Origin of the sequence: Prevotella sp. S7 MS 2 (assembly GCF_000762865.1) — a bacterium.
Classification (GTDB): Bacteria; Bacteroidota; Bacteroidia; order Bacteroidales; family Bacteroidaceae; genus Prevotella.
On record NZ_JRPT01000019.1, the window covers coordinates 1 to 18,509 of the forward strand.

At 41.4% G+C, this 18,509-nt stretch carries 17 protein-coding genes; 3 read left to right on the forward strand and 14 right to left on the reverse strand.

Annotated elements, in window-relative coordinates; translation table 11 throughout:
- Nucleotides 1-122: 122 nt before the first annotated feature.
- From HMPREF0671_RS04290 to HMPREF0671_RS04300, 3 genes are read right to left on the reverse strand one after another with little or no spacing between them, the layout of a single operon-like run.
- Nucleotides 123-1,529, reverse strand: coding sequence for a glycoside hydrolase family 57 protein (locus tag HMPREF0671_RS04290; RefSeq protein WP_036897071.1), 1,407 nt, complete (start codon nt 1,527-1,529; stop codon nt 123-125).
- A gap of 44 nt (nt 1,530-1,573) precedes the next feature.
- The gene (locus tag HMPREF0671_RS04295) at nt 1,574-2,842 is read right to left on the reverse strand and encodes a glycosyltransferase family 4 protein (RefSeq protein ID WP_036897073.1); all 1,269 of its coding nucleotides are present in this window, start codon (nt 2,840-2,842) and stop codon (nt 1,574-1,576) included.
- 18 nt (nt 2,843-2,860) lie between these two features.
- Complete coding sequence (locus tag HMPREF0671_RS04300; protein WP_198025881.1) at nt 2,861-4,807, reverse strand: glycogen debranching enzyme N-terminal domain-containing protein; 1,947 nt, start codon at nt 4,805-4,807, stop codon at nt 2,861-2,863.
- Nucleotides 4,808-5,089: 282 nt separating this feature from the next.
- Between HMPREF0671_RS04300 and HMPREF0671_RS04305 the strand changes: the two genes are divergently transcribed.
- Entirely contained in the window at nt 5,090-5,794 is a 705-nt protein-coding gene (locus HMPREF0671_RS04305; protein ID WP_036897078.1) for a Crp/Fnr family transcriptional regulator, read from the forward strand.
- On the opposite strand, the gene HMPREF0671_RS04310 is transcribed toward HMPREF0671_RS04305, so the two are convergent.
- The 3 genes from HMPREF0671_RS04310 to gap all read right to left on the reverse strand — a co-directional run bounded on the left by HMPREF0671_RS04310 (nt 5,791) and on the right by gap (nt 8,868).
- Nucleotides 5,791-6,729: a diacylglycerol kinase family protein gene (locus tag HMPREF0671_RS04310; RefSeq protein WP_036897080.1), complete on the reverse strand. Its 939-nt coding sequence runs from the start codon at nt 6,727-6,729 to the stop codon at nt 5,791-5,793. The two genes, HMPREF0671_RS04305 and HMPREF0671_RS04310, sit on opposite strands and share 4 nt — an antisense overlap.
- Nucleotides 6,720-7,646 carry a tRNA (adenosine(37)-N6)-dimethylallyltransferase MiaA gene (gene miaA, locus HMPREF0671_RS04315; protein ID WP_232223165.1) on the reverse strand — a complete coding sequence of 309 codons (927 nt, stop codon included), beginning with the start codon at nt 7,644-7,646 and terminating at the stop codon, nt 6,720-6,722. Before miaA ends, HMPREF0671_RS04310 begins: the two co-directional genes overlap by 10 nt.
- Before the next feature lie 154 nt (nt 7,647-7,800).
- Nucleotides 7,801-8,868 (reverse strand): type I glyceraldehyde-3-phosphate dehydrogenase, encoded by a 1,068-nt coding sequence (gap, locus tag HMPREF0671_RS04320; protein ID WP_036897082.1) that lies wholly within the window; start codon nt 8,866-8,868, stop codon nt 7,801-7,803.
- A gap of 295 nt (nt 8,869-9,163) precedes the next feature.
- On the opposite strand from gap, the gene mscL reads away from it, so the two are divergent.
- Nucleotides 9,164-9,589, forward strand: a complete 426-nt coding sequence (gene mscL, locus HMPREF0671_RS04325; protein WP_036897085.1) for a large-conductance mechanosensitive channel protein MscL — start codon at nt 9,164-9,166, stop codon at nt 9,587-9,589.
- Between the two features lie 16 nt (nt 9,590-9,605).
- Nucleotides 9,606-9,974 carry a YccF domain-containing protein gene (locus HMPREF0671_RS04330; RefSeq protein WP_036897087.1) on the forward strand — a complete coding sequence of 123 codons (369 nt, stop codon included), beginning with the start codon at nt 9,606-9,608 and terminating at the stop codon, nt 9,972-9,974.
- Between the two features lie 169 nt (nt 9,975-10,143).
- Here the strand turns inward: HMPREF0671_RS04330 and HMPREF0671_RS12375 are convergent, their stop codons facing one another.
- The 8 genes from HMPREF0671_RS12375 to HMPREF0671_RS04365 all read right to left on the reverse strand — a co-directional run bounded on the left by HMPREF0671_RS12375 (nt 10,144) and on the right by HMPREF0671_RS04365 (nt 18,423).
- On the reverse strand, nt 10,144-10,299 hold the full coding sequence (locus HMPREF0671_RS12375; protein ID WP_036897090.1) for a hypothetical protein: 156 nt from the start codon (nt 10,297-10,299) through the stop codon (nt 10,144-10,146).
- A gap of 13 nt (nt 10,300-10,312) precedes the next feature.
- Nucleotides 10,313-11,857 carry a glutamine-hydrolyzing GMP synthase gene (gene guaA, locus HMPREF0671_RS04340; protein WP_036897091.1) on the reverse strand — a complete coding sequence of 515 codons (1,545 nt, stop codon included), beginning with the start codon at nt 11,855-11,857 and terminating at the stop codon, nt 10,313-10,315.
- A gap of 13 nt (nt 11,858-11,870) precedes the next feature.
- The gene (locus tag HMPREF0671_RS04345; RefSeq protein ID WP_036897093.1) at nt 11,871-12,608 is read right to left on the reverse strand and encodes a nucleotidyltransferase family protein; all 738 of its coding nucleotides are present in this window, start codon (nt 12,606-12,608) and stop codon (nt 11,871-11,873) included.
- Nucleotides 12,609-12,695: 87 nt separating this feature from the next.
- On the reverse strand, nt 12,696-14,243 hold the full coding sequence (locus HMPREF0671_RS04350) for an RNase adapter RapZ (RefSeq protein ID WP_036897095.1): 1,548 nt from the start codon (nt 14,241-14,243) through the stop codon (nt 12,696-12,698).
- Nucleotides 14,244-14,304: 61 nt separating this feature from the next.
- Nucleotides 14,305-14,481, reverse strand: a complete 177-nt coding sequence (locus tag HMPREF0671_RS12195; protein ID WP_156431079.1) for a hypothetical protein — start codon at nt 14,479-14,481, stop codon at nt 14,305-14,307.
- A 322-nt stretch (nt 14,482-14,803) separates the two neighbouring features.
- Nucleotides 14,804-16,432 (reverse strand): chaperonin GroEL, encoded by a 1,629-nt coding sequence (gene groL, locus HMPREF0671_RS04355; RefSeq protein ID WP_036897097.1) that lies wholly within the window; start codon nt 16,430-16,432, stop codon nt 14,804-14,806.
- Between the two features lie 33 nt (nt 16,433-16,465).
- A complete protein-coding gene (locus tag HMPREF0671_RS04360; protein ID WP_036897099.1) occupies nt 16,466-16,738 on the reverse strand; it encodes a co-chaperone GroES in 273 nt (90 codons plus the stop codon).
- Nucleotides 16,739-17,046: 308 nt separating this feature from the next.
- Complete coding sequence (locus HMPREF0671_RS04365) at nt 17,047-18,423, reverse strand: sulfatase (RefSeq protein ID WP_231725589.1); 1,377 nt, start codon at nt 18,421-18,423, stop codon at nt 17,047-17,049.
- Nucleotides 18,424-18,509 lie beyond the last annotated feature (86 nt).

Below are 18,509 nucleotides of genomic sequence, written 5' to 3' on the forward strand. Positions count from 1 at the left end.
GACAGACGAAATAAAGGGGGATAAAAAAGAGGGGGTATCAATTTTGACACACCCTCTTTGCAATAATATAATAAAACCACTAATGGTATACCAAACAAATGCCTTAGATATACTAGATAAAGTTACTTAGCCTCCTCTTTCTTTGTAGGAGCAGCCTTGACAGCCTTCTTTCGAGTAGTGGTCGTCTTCTTTTTAGAAGCTGATTGTTTCTCACGACGAGCAGCTTCGGCTTTCTCCATCTTCTCAACCTTGGCTTGCAGACGGATGATTTCCTTTTCTTTCATCTCGATTTCTTCGCCCTGATTGTTGATTGCCGTAAGCAGACTATTCAACTCATCATTGTCTATTTCTTCGGGATAAAGCCTATTAACACGGCTGATAAAGTCGCCGAGGATGTTCATATAGTTCGTAAACGCATCGAACGGACTGGTATAAATACCGCGATCTAGTCCCACATTGCTTGGCTTGGTGGTCATAAAGCGGAAGTTATTGCTAGCCTGTAGATAATCCCAATCTTGATTTATACGCGGGTCGTTGGCTATGCGTACACGGTCGGCAACACTATAAAGTTTGTTGAAAGCCTCACGCTGCATGGGATTACCAAGCCATGGACTGACGTCACGTTCCTCATCTACCCAACTCAATGTATCGGGAACATCAAGCGCACCAACACTCTTCGTCTGTTTGAATACTTCACTCGGAGTAGAGAATGTTATATTCCGTTCCTTAGCACAAGCTGGTAAAGCCTTAAAGAATTCAAGAATATTGCTGGAAAGCGGCTGTGAAATACCAAGGGCAGAGAGCTCCATGAAGATGTTAACATTCTGTTCTTCAGCCGGAAGAGCAGCAATCTTGTTCATATACACATCTGCAAAGAGAGGATAACCATCCCAACCGGTATCACTAAACCGCAATGCGATATCATCGCTGAGTTGATAATCACGAAGCAACAACTTCAAGTTACGATTCAAAGCACAGTTATATACATAGTGCGGAGATTTCCAACCCAGCACATGTTTAGCTCCTTCCGTAATCATACCTTTAAAGCCCATACCGGCAGCTTGGACTCCAATATCATCACTATAAATCAAAGAAGAGTTACGAAGGACGGTAGGATACTTTCCAAAATATTCCTTGATTTTTTCGCATTGGCGCTTTACGTCGGTGGCAAAACACTCTTCGTTGACTAGAGAAGAAAGCCCATGAGAATAAGGTTCGGCCAAAAACTCCACACAACCGGTCTCATTCAGTTCTTGCAATTTGGCCAAAACTTGTGGGGCATGCATCTCCAATTGCTCCATTCCAACACCGGATAGCGAGAACGTCACTTTAAAATTGCCTTCATTCTCCTTTATCATACTGAGCAAAGTATCCAATGCCGGCATATAACAACGCTCAGTAAAATCATTGATGGTACGCTCGTTCTCGAAATCATCATAGTAATAATGATCTGTTCCTATATCGAAAAAACGATAACGTTTCAGATGAATAATCTGATGTATTTCAAAATATAAACATATTGTTTTCATGATCTATGGTCGTTTAAATATTTAACTATATAAATTGACAGACGCTATTTCCACCCCAAAGTACGCATATAGAGTTCGCGAATCCAAGCTCCTACACGCTCCCATGTGATTTGGTCAACTTCTCGTTTGCCTTCTTCTTTCAGATAATTGAACAGACTTTCATTCGTACATATGCTGTAAATAGAGTCGGCAAGTGCATGGATATCCCAATAATCGACCTTGATACAGTTGGTCAATATCTCGGCACAACCGCTCTGTTTAGAGATGATAGTAGGTGTTCCACACTGCATTGCCTCCAAAGGAGAGATACCAAAAGGCTCACTGACAGACGGCATGACATATACATCGCTATTCTTAAGACACTCGTAAACCTGCTTTCCGCGCATAAATCCGGGGAAATGAAAACGGTCAGAGATCCCTCGCTCTGCTGCCAAATAAATCATCTGATCCATCATATCACCCGAACCGGCCATACAGAAACGAATCTTCCGACTACGATGAAGCACCATATTAGCAGCCTCAACGAAGTATTCCGGCCCTTTTTGCATGGTTAATCGGCCTAAGAAAGTGACCACTTTCTCGCCTCCTTTATGGTCAGGACGAGGGATGGCATCATTCTCCGGACTCAAAGGATAAACGGCATTATGTACTGTAAATACCTTACGTGGATCTTGATGATACTGGTGTATGACTGTTTGACGAGTTAATTCAGACACGCACATGATGCAATCAGCATTGTCCATTCCGTCTTTCTCGATTCCATAGACAGTCGGATTAACTTTTCCACGGCTACGGTCGAAGTCGGTAGCATGCACATGTATGCACAGAGGTTTGCCACTTACTTTCTTCGCATGAATTCCCGCCGGATAAGTAAGCCAGTCATGAGCGTGTATAATATCAAACTCAACGGTACGAGCTACAACCCCCGCTATGATGGAGTAGTTATTAATCTCATCATGAAGATTAGCCGGATACCCACCTGCAAACTCTATACATCCTAAATCATTGAGATATAAATAGTTGAAATCGGCATAGAGATGGTCGCGCATTTTGAAATACATATCAGGGTTCATCACATTCCCTACCCGACTCTTTACATAATCATAATCCACGTCGCGCCATGCTACCGGTACACAGTTCATGGCTACAATATTCGCATAAGTATGGTCTTCATCACCCCAAGGCTTCGGTAAACAGAGTGTGGTCTCTATATCTCCTTGCGCATGGAGTCCTTCGGAAATACCGAAGTTGGCCGTTGCCAATCCACCATAAACGTGAGGAGGATACTCCCATCCAAACATTAATACTTTCATAGCATTCTCCTCCTATTCTTATTTAAAGTTATATTTTTCCAACAATTCCAATGTTCGCAGAATCTCAGCCACGTTCATGGCAAACGAAATAGCACCACGTCCATGGAACGGAGGATTACCATCGAAGAGTTCAGGGATTGTACCAAGGCAGTGATAAAGCATCTCATCCTCGTACCCCACCATCTGACGTTCAATAAAACTAAGGCGAGTGCGCTTATAAAGGCGAAGACATGCCTCCATATAAAAGCCTACCAACCATGGCCATGCAGTGCCTTGATGATATGCATAGTCACGCTGACTCTGCGGTCCTACGTACATTGGGTTGTATCCTCCGCTCTTGGGAGAGAGCGAACGCAAGCCCTTCGGCGTTAAAAGTTCACGTGTACAAATATCCAAAACGCTCTTCTTCTGAACCAAATCAAGCGGTGAATAATCTAGAGCTACGGCAAAAATCATATTGGGACGGACACTCCAATCTACAGTATTATCATCTACATAGTCGAACAGATAGCCATATTCATTGTAGAATACGTTAACAAACGACTCTTTACAACGCTCTGCCAAAGCCTGAAGACGAGCTACCGACTTGGCATTATTATCTAGTTCAGCCAAGGAAGCTGCGAAACATAAAGCATTATACCATAACGCATTAAACTCTACTATATAGCCTGTACGAGGTACAACGGGACGCCCATTAGCCACTGAATTCATCCAAGTGACCGGCTTTTCTTTACCATCCGTACGAAGCAGTCCATTCTCATCAAGATGCAAATTGGGATGTTTGTTACCTTCAATAAACTGGATGATAGCCTTTAGGAAGGAACCATAACGACGAAGACATGCCTCATTACCTACTTCCTTAGCATACTGTTGTATGCACCAAACGGCCCACAGAGGTACGTCAGGTTGCTCCATTTCATAGATATTTACTGTAAGCGGTTTACCAACCATAAACTCTCTCAATCCCTTTTCCGCAGTTTTCATAACCAACTCAAAGTAGTCTTGCTCTTCGATAGAGAGCGTCAGACCCGGTAATGAAATAAATGTATCACGAGCACGGCATTTAAACCAAGGATAACCGGCAAGAATATAGCGGTCGTCATTGGGCTTACGAATATGAAATTGATGGGCAGCATTGACTAAACAATGGAAGAAATTATCTCGCGGACTGCGCTCTTCCACCTCTGTCTCAAAGAGCTTCTTCAACGTTTTTGTCTTCGATTCAGAAGTAGATGCAGCAAAGACGACACTCTCCCCTTTCTTGATATTCATCTCAAAATAACCGGGAACATAGAGGTCTTCATTTGAAGCATATCCACGTTCTTGCTCCTTTGGATATTCAACACCACGGTACCAATCGGGTTGGAAGATAAATTCATTCTTTTTACTAAACTGCATATACAAATCGGGATAGCCCGCATACATGCATGTTTTGATTCCATCTTCTACCTGTTGGTAATCTCTATTCACATTTGAGTTCTCATGAGTAAACTGTCGAACACTGCGGAATGCCAAGAAAGGACGGAATCTTAACGTTGTAGCAGAATGTGCATCTACCAGCGTGTAACGTATTAATATTCGGTTCTCATAGTGCTGGAAAACCACTTCTTTTTTCAGAATGACTCCTCCAACCCTATATATTATGGTGGGAACCTTACCACAATCAAACTCACGGATGTACTTATGACCCAATGGACTATAATTATTGCCTTGATACTTATGCAGTCCAAGATTAAATTCTGCACCATGTTGGATAACCGTCACATCCATCGAAGAAAGTAGAACATGATTTTCATCATCCAACTCTGGAACCGGAATAACAAGTAAGCCATGATATTTTCGAGTATTACAATCCACTATCGTAGAGCAGGAATAAGCTCCTGAACGATTCGTACGGAGTAATTCTCGTGGCAAAGATTCTTCCAAATTAGTCATCAATGCCTTTTCAAATCGTAAATAACTCATAGTTCCGTATTAAGGTTTTAAATATTTCGATAATTATTTTCAACAACAAGAGCCTCCCGTTACGACATAAAGCACTTGTCATGACTTCAAAGTTAAACATTTCTTGCGGTAATACAAAATAAAAGAAGCGTTTTTATTGAAATTTGAAATCATTTCAAGTAGACACTTATATTTTTCCTACAAGGAAACTTATTTTCAAACATTTTTGTTAATTTTGCACATAGTTGGAACTATTTAAAAACATCCTACCATACCCAATTAATAAAAAGAGGAAGGTAAACTATGGCTTTGAAAGGTGAGATCAACAAAGAAGAAGTTGTCAAAGCGATTTCTAATTTATGGAAAGAATTGACAGACAAACAACGCATCATACTGTCTGACAACATTGAAATCCGTAAGTTTAAGAAAAACGAATTAATATATAAAGACCAAGATGGACCTACACAAATAATGTGTCTGATACATGGGAAAGTCAAGGTATATAAGGTTGGCATCGGTGGACGCAACCAAATTCTACGCGTTTTTAAGCCTATGGAGTTCTTTGGTTACCGAGCTTACTTTGCCAAAGAAGAATACAAGACGGCTGCAATGGCTTTTGAGACCACCACAGTAGCTTTCTTTCCCATGGATGTAATCATCAAGCTGATGCAAGACAATCATCACATCAGTTTTTTCTTTATTCAAAAACTTGCCGTGGAGTTAGGTTGCTCAGACGACCGTACCGTCAATCTCACCCAAAAACATATTCGAGGTAGACTTGCCGAAGCATTGATATTCCTGCAAGAAAGTTATGGGTTGGAAGAGGATGGATTTACTCTTAGCATCTATATGAGCCGAGAAGATTTGGCCAATATCTCTAATATGACAACAAGCAATGCCATTCGAACACTTTCAACCTTTGCCGATGAAAAGCTCGTTGCCATTGATGGCAAGAAGATAAAACTCATCAATTACGATGAGCTTGTCAAAATTTCAAAGATGGGTTAAGACGGTATTAGGAAATTAATAACTTCCTGTTCTACATTGATTCTAAAGGGGCCGACAGGCGTTTTCATCAATCTCCCATCTATCCCTACCATCGCATGCTGTGCTTCTAGAACTTCTATTTCCCTTGCACGATAAGGATGCACGCTTTTGTGATTTAAGAACTTACCTTTAACAAAGAGATAAAAGCCCTCTAATAATTGTGTCATCTCTGGATGATAGACTACAGATATATCTAACAGGCCATTATAAGGGACTGCATTGGGAGTCTGTCCATACCCCGTTGAATTACCCACACACACAGTCATCACTTTTCGCTTCACTTCATCGGTATTGATTTTAAGATGCATCTTATAATCAAGTCGTTGGAATATCATCAGCACAAAAGAGAATATAAACGACAATGTACGCGAACCAAACAAATGATGTGTCTGTCTTCGAAGGTTCATAATAGCAGCTATCAATCCCACATTGACACAATTTAAGAAATACCGATGACATTTCTCACCAAGTTTATTGGTGTATCGGATACATCCTAAATCAATCTTTCTAACACGTCGTGCTTTCAACCACTCTATTGTTTGGTCGTAATCAGACTCCTTAAATCCCCAGAAATGAGCAAAGTCGTTCATCAATCCATTGGGTATTAATCCCAATGTAACAGTATCGCGCACCCTCTTTTCTACTTGCATCAAGCTGTTAACAGCATCATTCAAAGCCGAATCACCACCTACAATCACAATAGTACGATAGCCATTATTGACCATCATAGAGACGAGTCGTTCAACGCTACCGGCATTCTCACTCTGTATAAAATCGTATTCTACGCCGTGATTATTCAAACTTCGCTCTATCTTCTTCCATTGTTTTGCAGAAGTACTCCACCCTTCATGCTTAGGACAAAAGAGTATTCCCCATCTATTTTCACTTACTGCCATAACTTCTTGATTATATTTATCTTATCTTCCATTGGGCTTAATGCGTCAATCCAATGAATATGTAACCCACGTCGCTCCATACCACGGAACCATGTCATTTGTCGTTTTGCAAATTGATGTATGGCAATTTCCAGCAAATGATACATTTCATCATAGGATAACCTTCCTATAATATATTCTGTCACATATTTATATTCCAACCCATAATAGATAAGAGAATCTGCATCTACCCCACTATCAAGGATAGATTTCACCTCATCTACCATTCCATTTTCCAAACGCGATTTAAGTCTATGGGATATTTTTGCTCTCCGAGCATTTCTTTCAATGTCAAGACCAACTATCAAAGAGGCCACTCCCGGCATCTCTCTTTTAGCCATAGGATGCTGTACATTGTAGGTTTCTATTTCTATTGCACGGATAGCACGTTGGCAAGAATCAACGTCAGTTGTATTATGCATAATACTTCTTGTCTGTCTCTTCAATCGCTCTAACATCGGAACAAGCTCATCCAATGTCTTTTCAGCCAACGATTTTCTCAAATATTCATTCTGTGGAACCGGCGATAATTGATAACCTTTCAATACAGACTCAATATACAATCCAGTTCCTCCACAAAGAATAGGTAGTCGTCCACGGTTCACAATACTTTGATATGACTTTCTAAAATCTTCCTGATAGCGGAATAAATTATACTTGGTACCGGGCTCACAAATATCTATTAGATGGTAAGGAATATCCCTTCCATTGACAGTATAGTCGTCTAAGTCCTTACCTGTACCTATATCCATACGCCGATATACCTGCCTACTATCAGCACTAATAATCTCTGCATTTAAATCATAAGCCAACCTAGCGGCCAAGTCAGTCTTGCCACTCGCCGTCGGACCAAGTATGGTAATCATATTGTAGGGCATATCTTTTCCATGAATTGGATTTAATGAACATACAGAGCTCTGATTCAAAATGCAAATATACTGTTTATCGCCCACAAATCCAAGAAAGCAAACAAAAAAGTCGACTATCTATCAGATAGCCGACCTTATATTTCAATTGTAATATCTTAGTGTATTACTTCAACTCTGCGAGGCACTTGATAGTACGAACCATCTGAGAAGTATAAGAGTTCTCATTGTCATACCAAGAAACTACCTGAACCTGATATGTGTCATCGTCAATCTTGCTAACCATTGTCTGAGTAGCATCGAAGAGAGAACCAAAACGCATACCGATGATATCAGAAGAAACGATCTCATCCTCTGTGTAACCGAAGCTCTCTGTAACAGCTGCCTTCATAGCTGCATTGATACCTTCCTTGGTTACATCCTTACCCTTAACAACTGCGATAAGGATAGTTGTAGAACCTGTAGGAGTTGGGATACGCTGTGCAGAACCAATCAACTTACCGTTCAACTCAGGAATTACAAGACCGATAGCCTTAGCTGCACCTGTTGAGTTAGGAACGATATTGCAAGCACCTGCACGTGAACGACGGAGGTCACCCTTGCGCTGAGGACCGTCAAGAATCATCTGGTCACCAGTGTAAGCGTGGATTGTTGACATGATACCGCTCTGGATTGGAGCATACTTGTGAAGAGCTGCAGCCATAGGAGCCAAGCAGTTTGTTGTACAAGAAGCTGCAGAGATAACAGTATCGTTAGCTGTCAGAGTCTCGTGGTTTACATTGTAAACGATTGTAGGAAGATCGTTTCCTGCTGGTGCAGAGATAACAACCTTCTTAGCACCTGCCTGAATATGAGCAGAAGCCTTAGCCTTTGATGTATAGAAACCGGTGCATTCGAGAACTACGTCTACGCCAAGCTCGCCCCAAGGAAGTTCAGCAGCGTTTGGTTTTGCATAGATAGTAATTTCCTTACCGTCTACAGTGATAGAGCCCGGAGTTACAACAGTCTTACCATCCTCAGCAAGAACAGAATCCTTAAAGTCTACAGTGTGCTTGCCTTCACCGAACTTTCCAGCGAAGCCACCCTGTGCTGTATCATACTTAAGAAGGTGAGCAAGCATCTTGGGGCTTGTAAGGTCGTTGATAGCAACAACTTCATAACCATCTGCTTCAAACATCTGACGGAATGCCAAACGACCGATACGGCCGAAACCGTTAATTGCAATTTTAATCATTTTACTTTAAATTTATTAATTAAAGGGTTAAATATCATATTTTAAAAAGTATCTCTGTCTATCCTGACGAAACCCCTTTAATCATTCTCATATCAAAAGATAACGCCATTGAGACATTTTTTCTTCTTTCCGAGTGCAAATATACAAATTTATTTCTATATTTGCAGATAATTAGAGTATTAAAATATTAAAAATCAACTCGCCACAACGGCCAAGGCTTGCAAGAAAGAATTAGACTTCCAGAGTGCAAACTCAAGGTGGCAAAATAACATTTTATCATCATAAACAAATTATTATGGGAAAGCTTTTAACCGAATTTAAAGAGTTCGCAGTAAAAGGAAATGCAGTCGATATGGCTGTCGGTGTAATCATTGGTGGTGCTTTTGGAAAAATTGTTAGCTCCATTGTAGACGATATTATCATGCCCCCTATTGGTTGGCTCATTGGTGGTGTAAACTTCACCGACCTTAAAATCACACTACCATCAATTGATATGGGCGTAGAAAAACTTGCCCCTGCAACTATCAACTATGGTAATTTTCTACAGACATTATTCAATTTCATCATCATTGCATTCTGTGTATTCTTGATAGTTAAGGGAATTAACAAACTTAACACAAAGAAAGAGGAAGAAGCACCCGCTGCCCCTGAAGTGCCGGCAGAACCTAGTAACGAGGAAAAACTCCTTGGTGAAATTCGTGATTTGTTGAAGAACAAATAATACTTCTGTTTAGAGAATGAAAATATTAGGAAATATCATTTGGTTAATATTCGGTGGCTTGGAAACAGCCATCGGATATTTTCTTTCCAGCCTAGCCTTGATGATTACAATAGTAGGAATTCCTTTCGGCATCAAGACTATTAAAATAGGAATTCTATGCTTATGGCCTTTCGGCTCACAGGTAGTAGAAAACTCTAGCATAGGCGGCTGTTTAGACCTTATCATGAATATTATTTGGATATTCATTGGTGGCATTTGGATTTGTCTTACCCATCTGTTATTCGGCTGTCTACTCTACATTACTATCCTCGGAATACCTTTTGGCAAACAACATTTCAAACTGGCACGACTTGCTTTAACTCCTTTCGGTAAAGATATTGTTTAAGAGATAGAGCTAATAACACCTCATTCAATTCATTGCAACGGCTTAACAACAATGCTGCCAAGCCTATTCAGTTTTGCTGTTAAGGCTGAACAGCAATTTTGCCAAACCGCTGCAAGAATTCATAAAAGAGAACTTTGTATCATCATAAAAAAGGGAATAAGCGCTGAGCTTACTCCCTTATATAGTCTTTCGTCAGCATATCATAGTATAATGCTTCCAATTCTCCTTGTTGCAATTGTTCTACTGAGTGGACAATCTTCCTTAACAATTCCTCGCGTTTGTACTCATCTTCGATATGACCAAAACGCGTTCTCACATTCGTCATTGCTCACTAAGTGTTATTCCCACTCGATTGTCGAAGGTGGTTTTGAAGAGATGTCGTAGCAAACACGGTTGACGCCTTTCACTTTACGAATGATTTCATTCGACACATCGGCCATAAAGTCATAAGGCAAATGTGCCCAATCGGCCGTCATAGCATCCATACTGGTCACCGCACGCAATGCAACAGGATGCTCATAGGTGCGTTCGTCGCCCATCACTCCGACACTACGAATCGTCGAAAGCAATACTGTTCCAGCCTGCCAAACCTTATCGTAGAGGCGTTCACCATCTTCACAAACATAATCGTGCATCTTTTCGATGTATATATCGTCGGCATCTTGAAGGATACGAACTTTCTCTCTGGTAATGTCACCCAATATACGTACGGCCAAACCCGGTCCCGGGAATGGGTGGCGCTTAATCAATCTTTCGGGCATACCCAGTTCATAACCTACACGACGAACCTCATCTTTGAATAGCCATTGCAACGGTTCGCAAAGCTGAAGTTTCATCTCTTTGGGCAATCCACCCACATTATGATGGCTCTTAATGGTCATACCTGTAATGCTCAAACTTTCAATCCGGTCGGGATAAATCGTGCCTTGAGCAAGCCATTTGGCGTCAGTAATCTTCTTGGCTTCGGCATTAAACACCTCAACGAAATCACGACCAATAATCTTGCGCTTCTGCTCCGGATCGGTAACACCCTCCAAATCTTTGAAGAATTTCTCACTTGCATCCACGCCAATCACGTTCAAACCAAGTCCGGAATAAGCTTCCATCACCTTATCGAACTCATTCTTGCGAAGCATTCCGTGGTCAACAAAGATGCAGGTCAGATTCTTTCCTATCGCCCTATTCAGCAAAGTAGCACATACAGAAGAATCTACACCACCCGACAAGCCAAGAATAACGCGGTCGTTACCAAGTTGCTTTTTCAACTCTTCTACCGTACTTTCCACGAAAGAAGCCGCACTCCACTCCTGTTTACTGCCACAAATATCAACTACAAAATTCTTCAGCAGCGTCTTACCTTGCAAAGAATGGTATACTTCGGGATGGAACTGAACAGCCCAAATGCGCTTTTGCTCATTTGAGAATGCAGCAAACTTCACATCACCAGTAGAACCAATAATATCAAATCCTTCAGGTATGGCAGTAATAGTATCACCATGCGACATCCACACTTGCGAACCTTTATCAAATCCATGGAACAATTTAGACTCTAGATTGATGGTTTCTAGATTGGCACGACCGTACTCACGAGTACCCGCCTGCTCTACTTTTCCGCCTCCGGAATAAGAAATGAACTGCGCACCGTAGCAAATTCCCAAAACAGGATACTTACCTACGAAGTCATCCAAATTACACTTGAACGCCTCCTTATCATGTACCGAATAAGGCGAACCGCTCAGAATGACCCCTATAACTGAAGGGTCGTCTTTCGGAAACTTATTATAAGGCAAGATTTCGCAGAAGGTATCGAGTTCACGAACACGACGTCCAATCAATTGAGTCGTCTGTGAACCGAAGTCTAATATGATTATCTTCTGTTGCATAATATATATTTGATTAAATTTCTTTCAAAAACTTTTCTGCATCATGCAGAGTATCTAATTTCCCTACATCCATGAGTTTAAGATTATCTTTTACATATCCACGGATGCGATAGTCCTTACAATGACTCAAATAGAAATCAACAATACCAAACTTATCGGGCATATCGTCCATGCAAGGAAATAAAGATGGCGAGAATACATGAATACCACTGAAAGCATACATATCATAATTTGTGATTTCCAAATCTTGATATGGACTCTTCACTTCACGTGTTTCGATATTCGTCCAACCCTTTAACAAACGCGTATCATCCTGTGAAAAAAGAAAATAGCGTTTCGTCTTACGGGCACTTACAAGCAGTGTCGCATCTGAATGCAACCCTTCTTCATAGAACTTTTGCAGGTCTATATTGCTCAGAATGTCTACATTGTGTATTAAGATGGGAGCTGATAAATCAAAAAAGGGTCTAGCTTTCTTGATACCACCGCCTGTTTCCAGTAATCCACTACGCTCATCACTGATTAGAATATCCAATCCGAAGTTGTTATTTGCAGCCAAATAATCTATGATTTGGTCGGCAAAATGATGAACATTTACAACGATTCGAGTAAATCCGGCAGCCTTTAATTTAAGGACAACATGCTTGAGCAACGGTTCCCCTCCTACCCTTACCAATGCCTTTGGAGTGCTATCGGTAAGCGGTTTCAGGCGAGTTCCTAAGCCTGCAGCAAAAATCATAGCTTGCATCATCGTCCTTATGTCGTTTTATATCTGCAAAATTAGTCTTTTTATTTGGAATGCACAAGTTTCACATCTACATTCCACGATAGCGGAATATCATTTTCTTTCCGCCGGAAGTATTTGCTCTATATTCTGCTCACGATGGCAAATACGAACTTCTATTCCAAACTTTCGATGTAAATGTTCAGCCAAATGCTGAGCACTGTAAACGCTTCTATGCTGGCCACCCGTACATCCAAAAGAGAACATCAAGCTAGTAAAACCACGCTGTATATATCGTCTGACATGGTTGTCGGCTAGTTTATAAACGCTATCCAAGAATGTAAGAATCTCCCCATCGTCCTCTAAAAAACGGATAACCGGTTCATCTAAACCTGTCAATTGCTTATAAGGCTCATAGCGTCCGGGATTATGTGTACTTCGACAGTCGAATACATAACCTCCCCCATTGCCTGTCGGGTCTTCCGGTATACCCTTTCTATAGGAGAAACTCCATATCCGTACTACCAACGGACCTTTCCCATCATACTTCGAAAAAGTTGCCGGACCATCTTGAGGATGAGCTTCATAGATTGGATGCTCTGTTATTTTATATCCATCAGCACGCGTTACGACAGGCTTTTCAGTCTCTGCAAACTGCGGTAACTCGGTCAAACGTTTCAGCATTTCCATCATATACGGATATGGAAATATGCTTGGATTCAACTTCAACAATTCTCTCAGATTCTGCATTGCGGCCGGAATAGAATCGATAAAATGTTTTTTACGCTCAAAATACCCACGGAACCCATACGCTCCAAGAACCTGAAGTGTGCGGAAAAGAACAAACAAACTAAGTCTGTCTACGAAATGACGAACCGATGGAACCTCTATATACGTCTTTAAAGATGCATAATATTCGGATACCAACTCCCTGCGTAACTTAAACGAATACTTAGCTGATGCCTGCCACAAGAACGATGCTAAATCATAATAATAAGGTCCCTTACGGCCTCCTTGGAAATCTATGAAATGCGGATTTCCCTTATCATCCAACATGATATTGCGTGCTTGGAAATCTCGATATAAGAAACTTTCAACCTTTTCTGATGTCAAATCTTTGGCAAACATATGGAAGTTGGCCTCTAATTTTAACTCATGGAAATCTAATCCCGTAGCTTTAAGGAAGCAATATTTGAAATAATTCAAATCAAAGAGCACTCCATCTTCATTGAATTCGGGTTGGGGATAACAGTTCTCCCACTCCATTCCACGTGCACCGACAATCTGGAAACCGGGCAATTCACGCACCGCTTTCACCAACAACTGTTTTTCTCGCTGGTTATAACGGCCATCGGCTTCCCGTCCACCTTTGATTGCATCAAAGAGAGAAACACTTCCTAAGTCACTTTGCAGGTAGCGTAACTCATCACTACTCACCGCTAAGACTGTGGGAACTGGTAATTTTTGTTTTGCAAAATGCCGTGCCATGTAGACAAAGGCATGATCCTCATCTCTGCTAGTTCCAATGACTCCTATTACCGATTGATTGTCTTTGCTCCATAAGCGAAAGTATTGTCGATTGCTCCCTGCGCCCGGTAATTTCTCCATACGAGCAGGTTCTTGACCTTTCCAAGTCTTATATAGGTCGATGAGTTTTTGCATTTCTATGTTGATTATAGCCGAACGGCATTTTCTGTTAGTTCAAGGTTTATCAAGATACAGCCTATTTTGTGCCTTTATTTTTCTTGCGTTGCTCGATAAAATACTCTATAATATACTCTAAAGCAAAAAGCAACACAAAGACACCTGCCGACATTAAGAACGAGCCAGTCAGCAATATGAGCGCCCAAGCAACAATCACATAGAGCGCTATCATCTTCCAATTTACACCTTGTCTCATATTGATTGCAAATTTACAAAATTATATTGAGATTATAATATAGTATCGTATTAAACAAAAAAAATCGGTTGTCATCACGACATCCGATTTCTAAAAACAAACTACTTAAAAACTAATCTACTAAAACAAATCAAAAAATATCTTCTTTCGGAAGTATTCCGACATTATATTTCAAATCTTTTTGCAAAGGTAGGAATATTTTGGATATGTTCAAATTAGATACGCTTAAAATCACTCATATATTTTAAAAAAATGATAAGAGGGACGATTCCTAGCAGAATCATCCCTCTTTTTTATTGTTTCCTTGCGTATTTAGCACTGTTTACATCATGCCACCCATACCCGGTTGAGCTGCCGGCATAGCGGGCTGAGGCTCAGGTTTGTCTGTCAACACGCACTCTGTTGTCAAGAACAGACCTGCAATTGAAGCAGCATTCTCTAAAGCTACGCGTGCCACCTTAGCCGGATCAACGATACCAACTTGTCGCAAATCTTCGTAAACATCCTTACGTGCATTGTAACCGAAGTCGCCCTTGCCCTCACGAACCTTGTTCACTACAACAGATCCTTCACCACCTGCATTGGCTACAATTTGGCGAAGAGGCTCTTCAATGGCACGAACTACGATATTAATACCAGTCTGTTCGTCGGCATTTTCGCCCTTCACGTCCTTCAATACTTCCTGAGCGCGGATGTAAGTAGTACCACCACCGGCTACAACACCTTCTTCAATAGCTGCACGAGTTGCACAAAGAGCATCGTCTACACGATCTTTCTTCTCTTTCATCTCAACCTCACTGTTAGCACCAACATAAAGAACAGCTACGCCACCTGACAACTTTGCCAAACGCTCCTGAAGTTTTTCCTTATCATAAGAACTCTTAGTATTCTCAATCTCATTCTTGATTTGAGCAACACGGTCGGCAATAGCTTCCTTCTGTCCACCACCATTAACAATAGTAGTATTATCCTTGCTGACAGTAACCTTCTCTGCTGAACCAAGCATTTCCAATGTAGCCTGCTCCAACTTCAAGCCCTTATCCTCACTGATAACAACACCACCGGTCAATACGGCAATATCTTCAAGCATAGCTTTGCGACGATCTCCGAAGCCGGGAGCCTTCACTGCGCAAATCTTCAAACCACCACGCAAACGGTTGACTACCAATGTTGTCAAAGCTTCTGAGTCTACATCTTCTGCTATAACCAACAAAGGACGACCGCTCTCGGCAGCAGGCTGCAATACAGGCAAGAAGTCTTTGAGATTGCTAATCTTCTTGTCGTACAACAAGATATAAGGATTATCCATCACACACTCCATTTTCTCAGAGTCTGTAACAAAGTAACCTGAAAGATAACCACGGTCAAACTGCATACCTTCTACTACACCTATGTTAGTATCACGGCTCTTGCTTTCCTCAATAGTAATAACACCATCCTTAGAAACCTTGCGCATAGCATCGGCCAAAAGCTTACCGATTTCAGGATCATTATTTGCAGATACGGTAGCAACCTGCTCTATCTTATCGTAGTTGTCGCCTACAACCTCTGCACTACCTTTAATGAATTCTACCACTTTATCTACAGCTTTGTCAATACCACGCTTCAAATCCATAGGGTTAGCACCGGCTGTTACATTCTTCAAGCCTTCGGTTACGATGGCTTGAGTAAGGATTGTGGCGGTAGTAGTACCGTCTCCGGCATCATCTCCAGTCTTACTAGCTACGCTCTTTACAAGCTGTGCACCAGTGTTCTCGAACTTGTCTTCCAACTCAATTTCCTTTGCAACGGTCACACCATCCTTTGTAATCTGAGGAGCGCCAAACTTCTTCTCAATAACAACGTTGCGTCCCTTAGGACCTAATGTTACCTTTACTGCGTCTGCTAACTGGTCTACACCCTGCTTCAAAAGGTCGCGGGCTTCTGTATTATATTTAATTATCTTTGCCATGATTATTTATATTTAAAGCGTTAGAATGATTGATTATTCCTCTACGATAGCCAAAACATCGCTTTGGCGCATCATAAGATACTTCTCAGCACCGAACTCCAATTCGGTTCCGGCATACTTTCCGTAAAGCACGATATCACCTTCTTTCAAAAGCATCTCCTCGTCCTTTGTTCCTTTACCTGTAGCTACAACCTTGCCACGCTGTGGCTTTTCTTTTGCTGTATCAGGAATAATGATTCCACCTACTTTTTCTTCTGCTGGTGCAGGAAGTACCAGTACTCTGTCTGCTAATGGTTTAACGTTCATAAAATAATATTTTAATTGTTAGATTTACTTATCTTCTATCGACTGTCATACATACTATCGATTCACCCACTACTATGCCAAAACCATGCCAAAGCGTTCCTATGACAATTCTGTCACATCCATACTGACAGATTTGACAATATCTATGAACTTGCTGCAAGGGCTTATCAGCATTGCTGTATCGGCCTTTCAACAAAACTGCCAAACTTCCGCAGCGATGCTGCGAAAGCCTGACAGTTGTTTAGATGAAGTGTTAATGAGTTAACAAGTAGACAAGCTTTTTTGTCTAGAAAGCCTAAAAGCAGCTATTACTTGGCATTCAATCTATATTTATTCTTTTGTTTTCGGATAGTTTTGGCAGCACGATTAACAACTTTAGAATACTTAATCTCACCCACCACATTCTTATTTTCCGCAGCATCTTCTTGATGGTCGAACAACATCCGATGCCCTGATTTTGGCCATTCTGCATAACTATATCGACCATCTATAAAATTATCGCCACCTTCCCATTGCACAAATACATTCCTCTTTGTATCCGTCTTCTTATCTTTTAGGACCGGCAAGAAACTTATTCCTTCCAATTGTGCGACTGGTTTTGGTAAATGACAAAGATCGCACAAGGTCGGATATAAGTCTACCAATTCCACCATTGAGGCGGACTTTCCCTGTTCCATGCCGGGTACATGAACGATAAGAGGTATTCGAGTGGCACAATCCATCAAGTTATGTTTGCCCACGAAACCGTGTTCACCCAAATTCCAACCATGGTCACCCAGCAATACGACGATGGTATTGTCGGCAAGTCCCAATGTATTAAGTTCTTCCATAACGCGTCCAAAAAGTGCATCTACATAGCTCACACAAGCATAATAACCATGTTTCACCTCGCGCAAGAAAGCCTCATCAGTAGGAGTTGATACCCGTGCATACGCATTTATCTCATTAGAATTTTTCACTTCATCTGGCAAATCTTTCGGTCTATAGCGATTCGAAGCCATCGGGATGCTGGCCCTATCGTATAAATCCCAGTACTTTTTGGGTGCACAGAATGGCAAATGGGGCTTCCAAAATCCGCAAGCCAAGAAGAAAGGCTCGTTCCGACTCTTGAGTCTACGTAGGTCGGAGATGGTTTTCAGCATCACATGTCCATCATCATAAGCCGTATCGGGCACATCGGCCATCTCTGAAAAGGGGCCACGCATCGTTTTTGGATTCATATGCTTGCCCGATTCACTGTTCAACCAAAGTTCCCACTTGTTGTATTCCGCCCAATAGACATCATATCCTTTCGGATGTAATCTCCACGGTGCTTCACTCCATGTATCGGCCTTATCCTCCACATGATGAATCACCTTTCCATTAGAAATAGTATGATATCCATGCGAAGTAAACCACTGTGACAAGGCTATCGCATTGGGCGCGTCATGGCTTATACGGCTTGTGTAATTGACAAACCGATGTGGAAACTTGGGGTACATGCCCGTAAACAGACTGGCACGCGACGCCCCACTCACCGGAATATTACAATAAGCATTGTCAAACACCAGTGATTGAGCAGCGAATCGGTCTATATTTGGCGTGCGTATGGCCTCCACACCATAGCATCCCAGTTCCGGCCGAAGGTCATCACACATCACCAACAAGACATTCATACGCTTTTGCCCGTCTTGATTAGCAGCCATCACACACTTACAGCCACTACTTACGACTGCTCCTACAAAAGTAAAGATTAAGCGTTTATTCATTCCTTCCAATTCTTGTGAGAGAA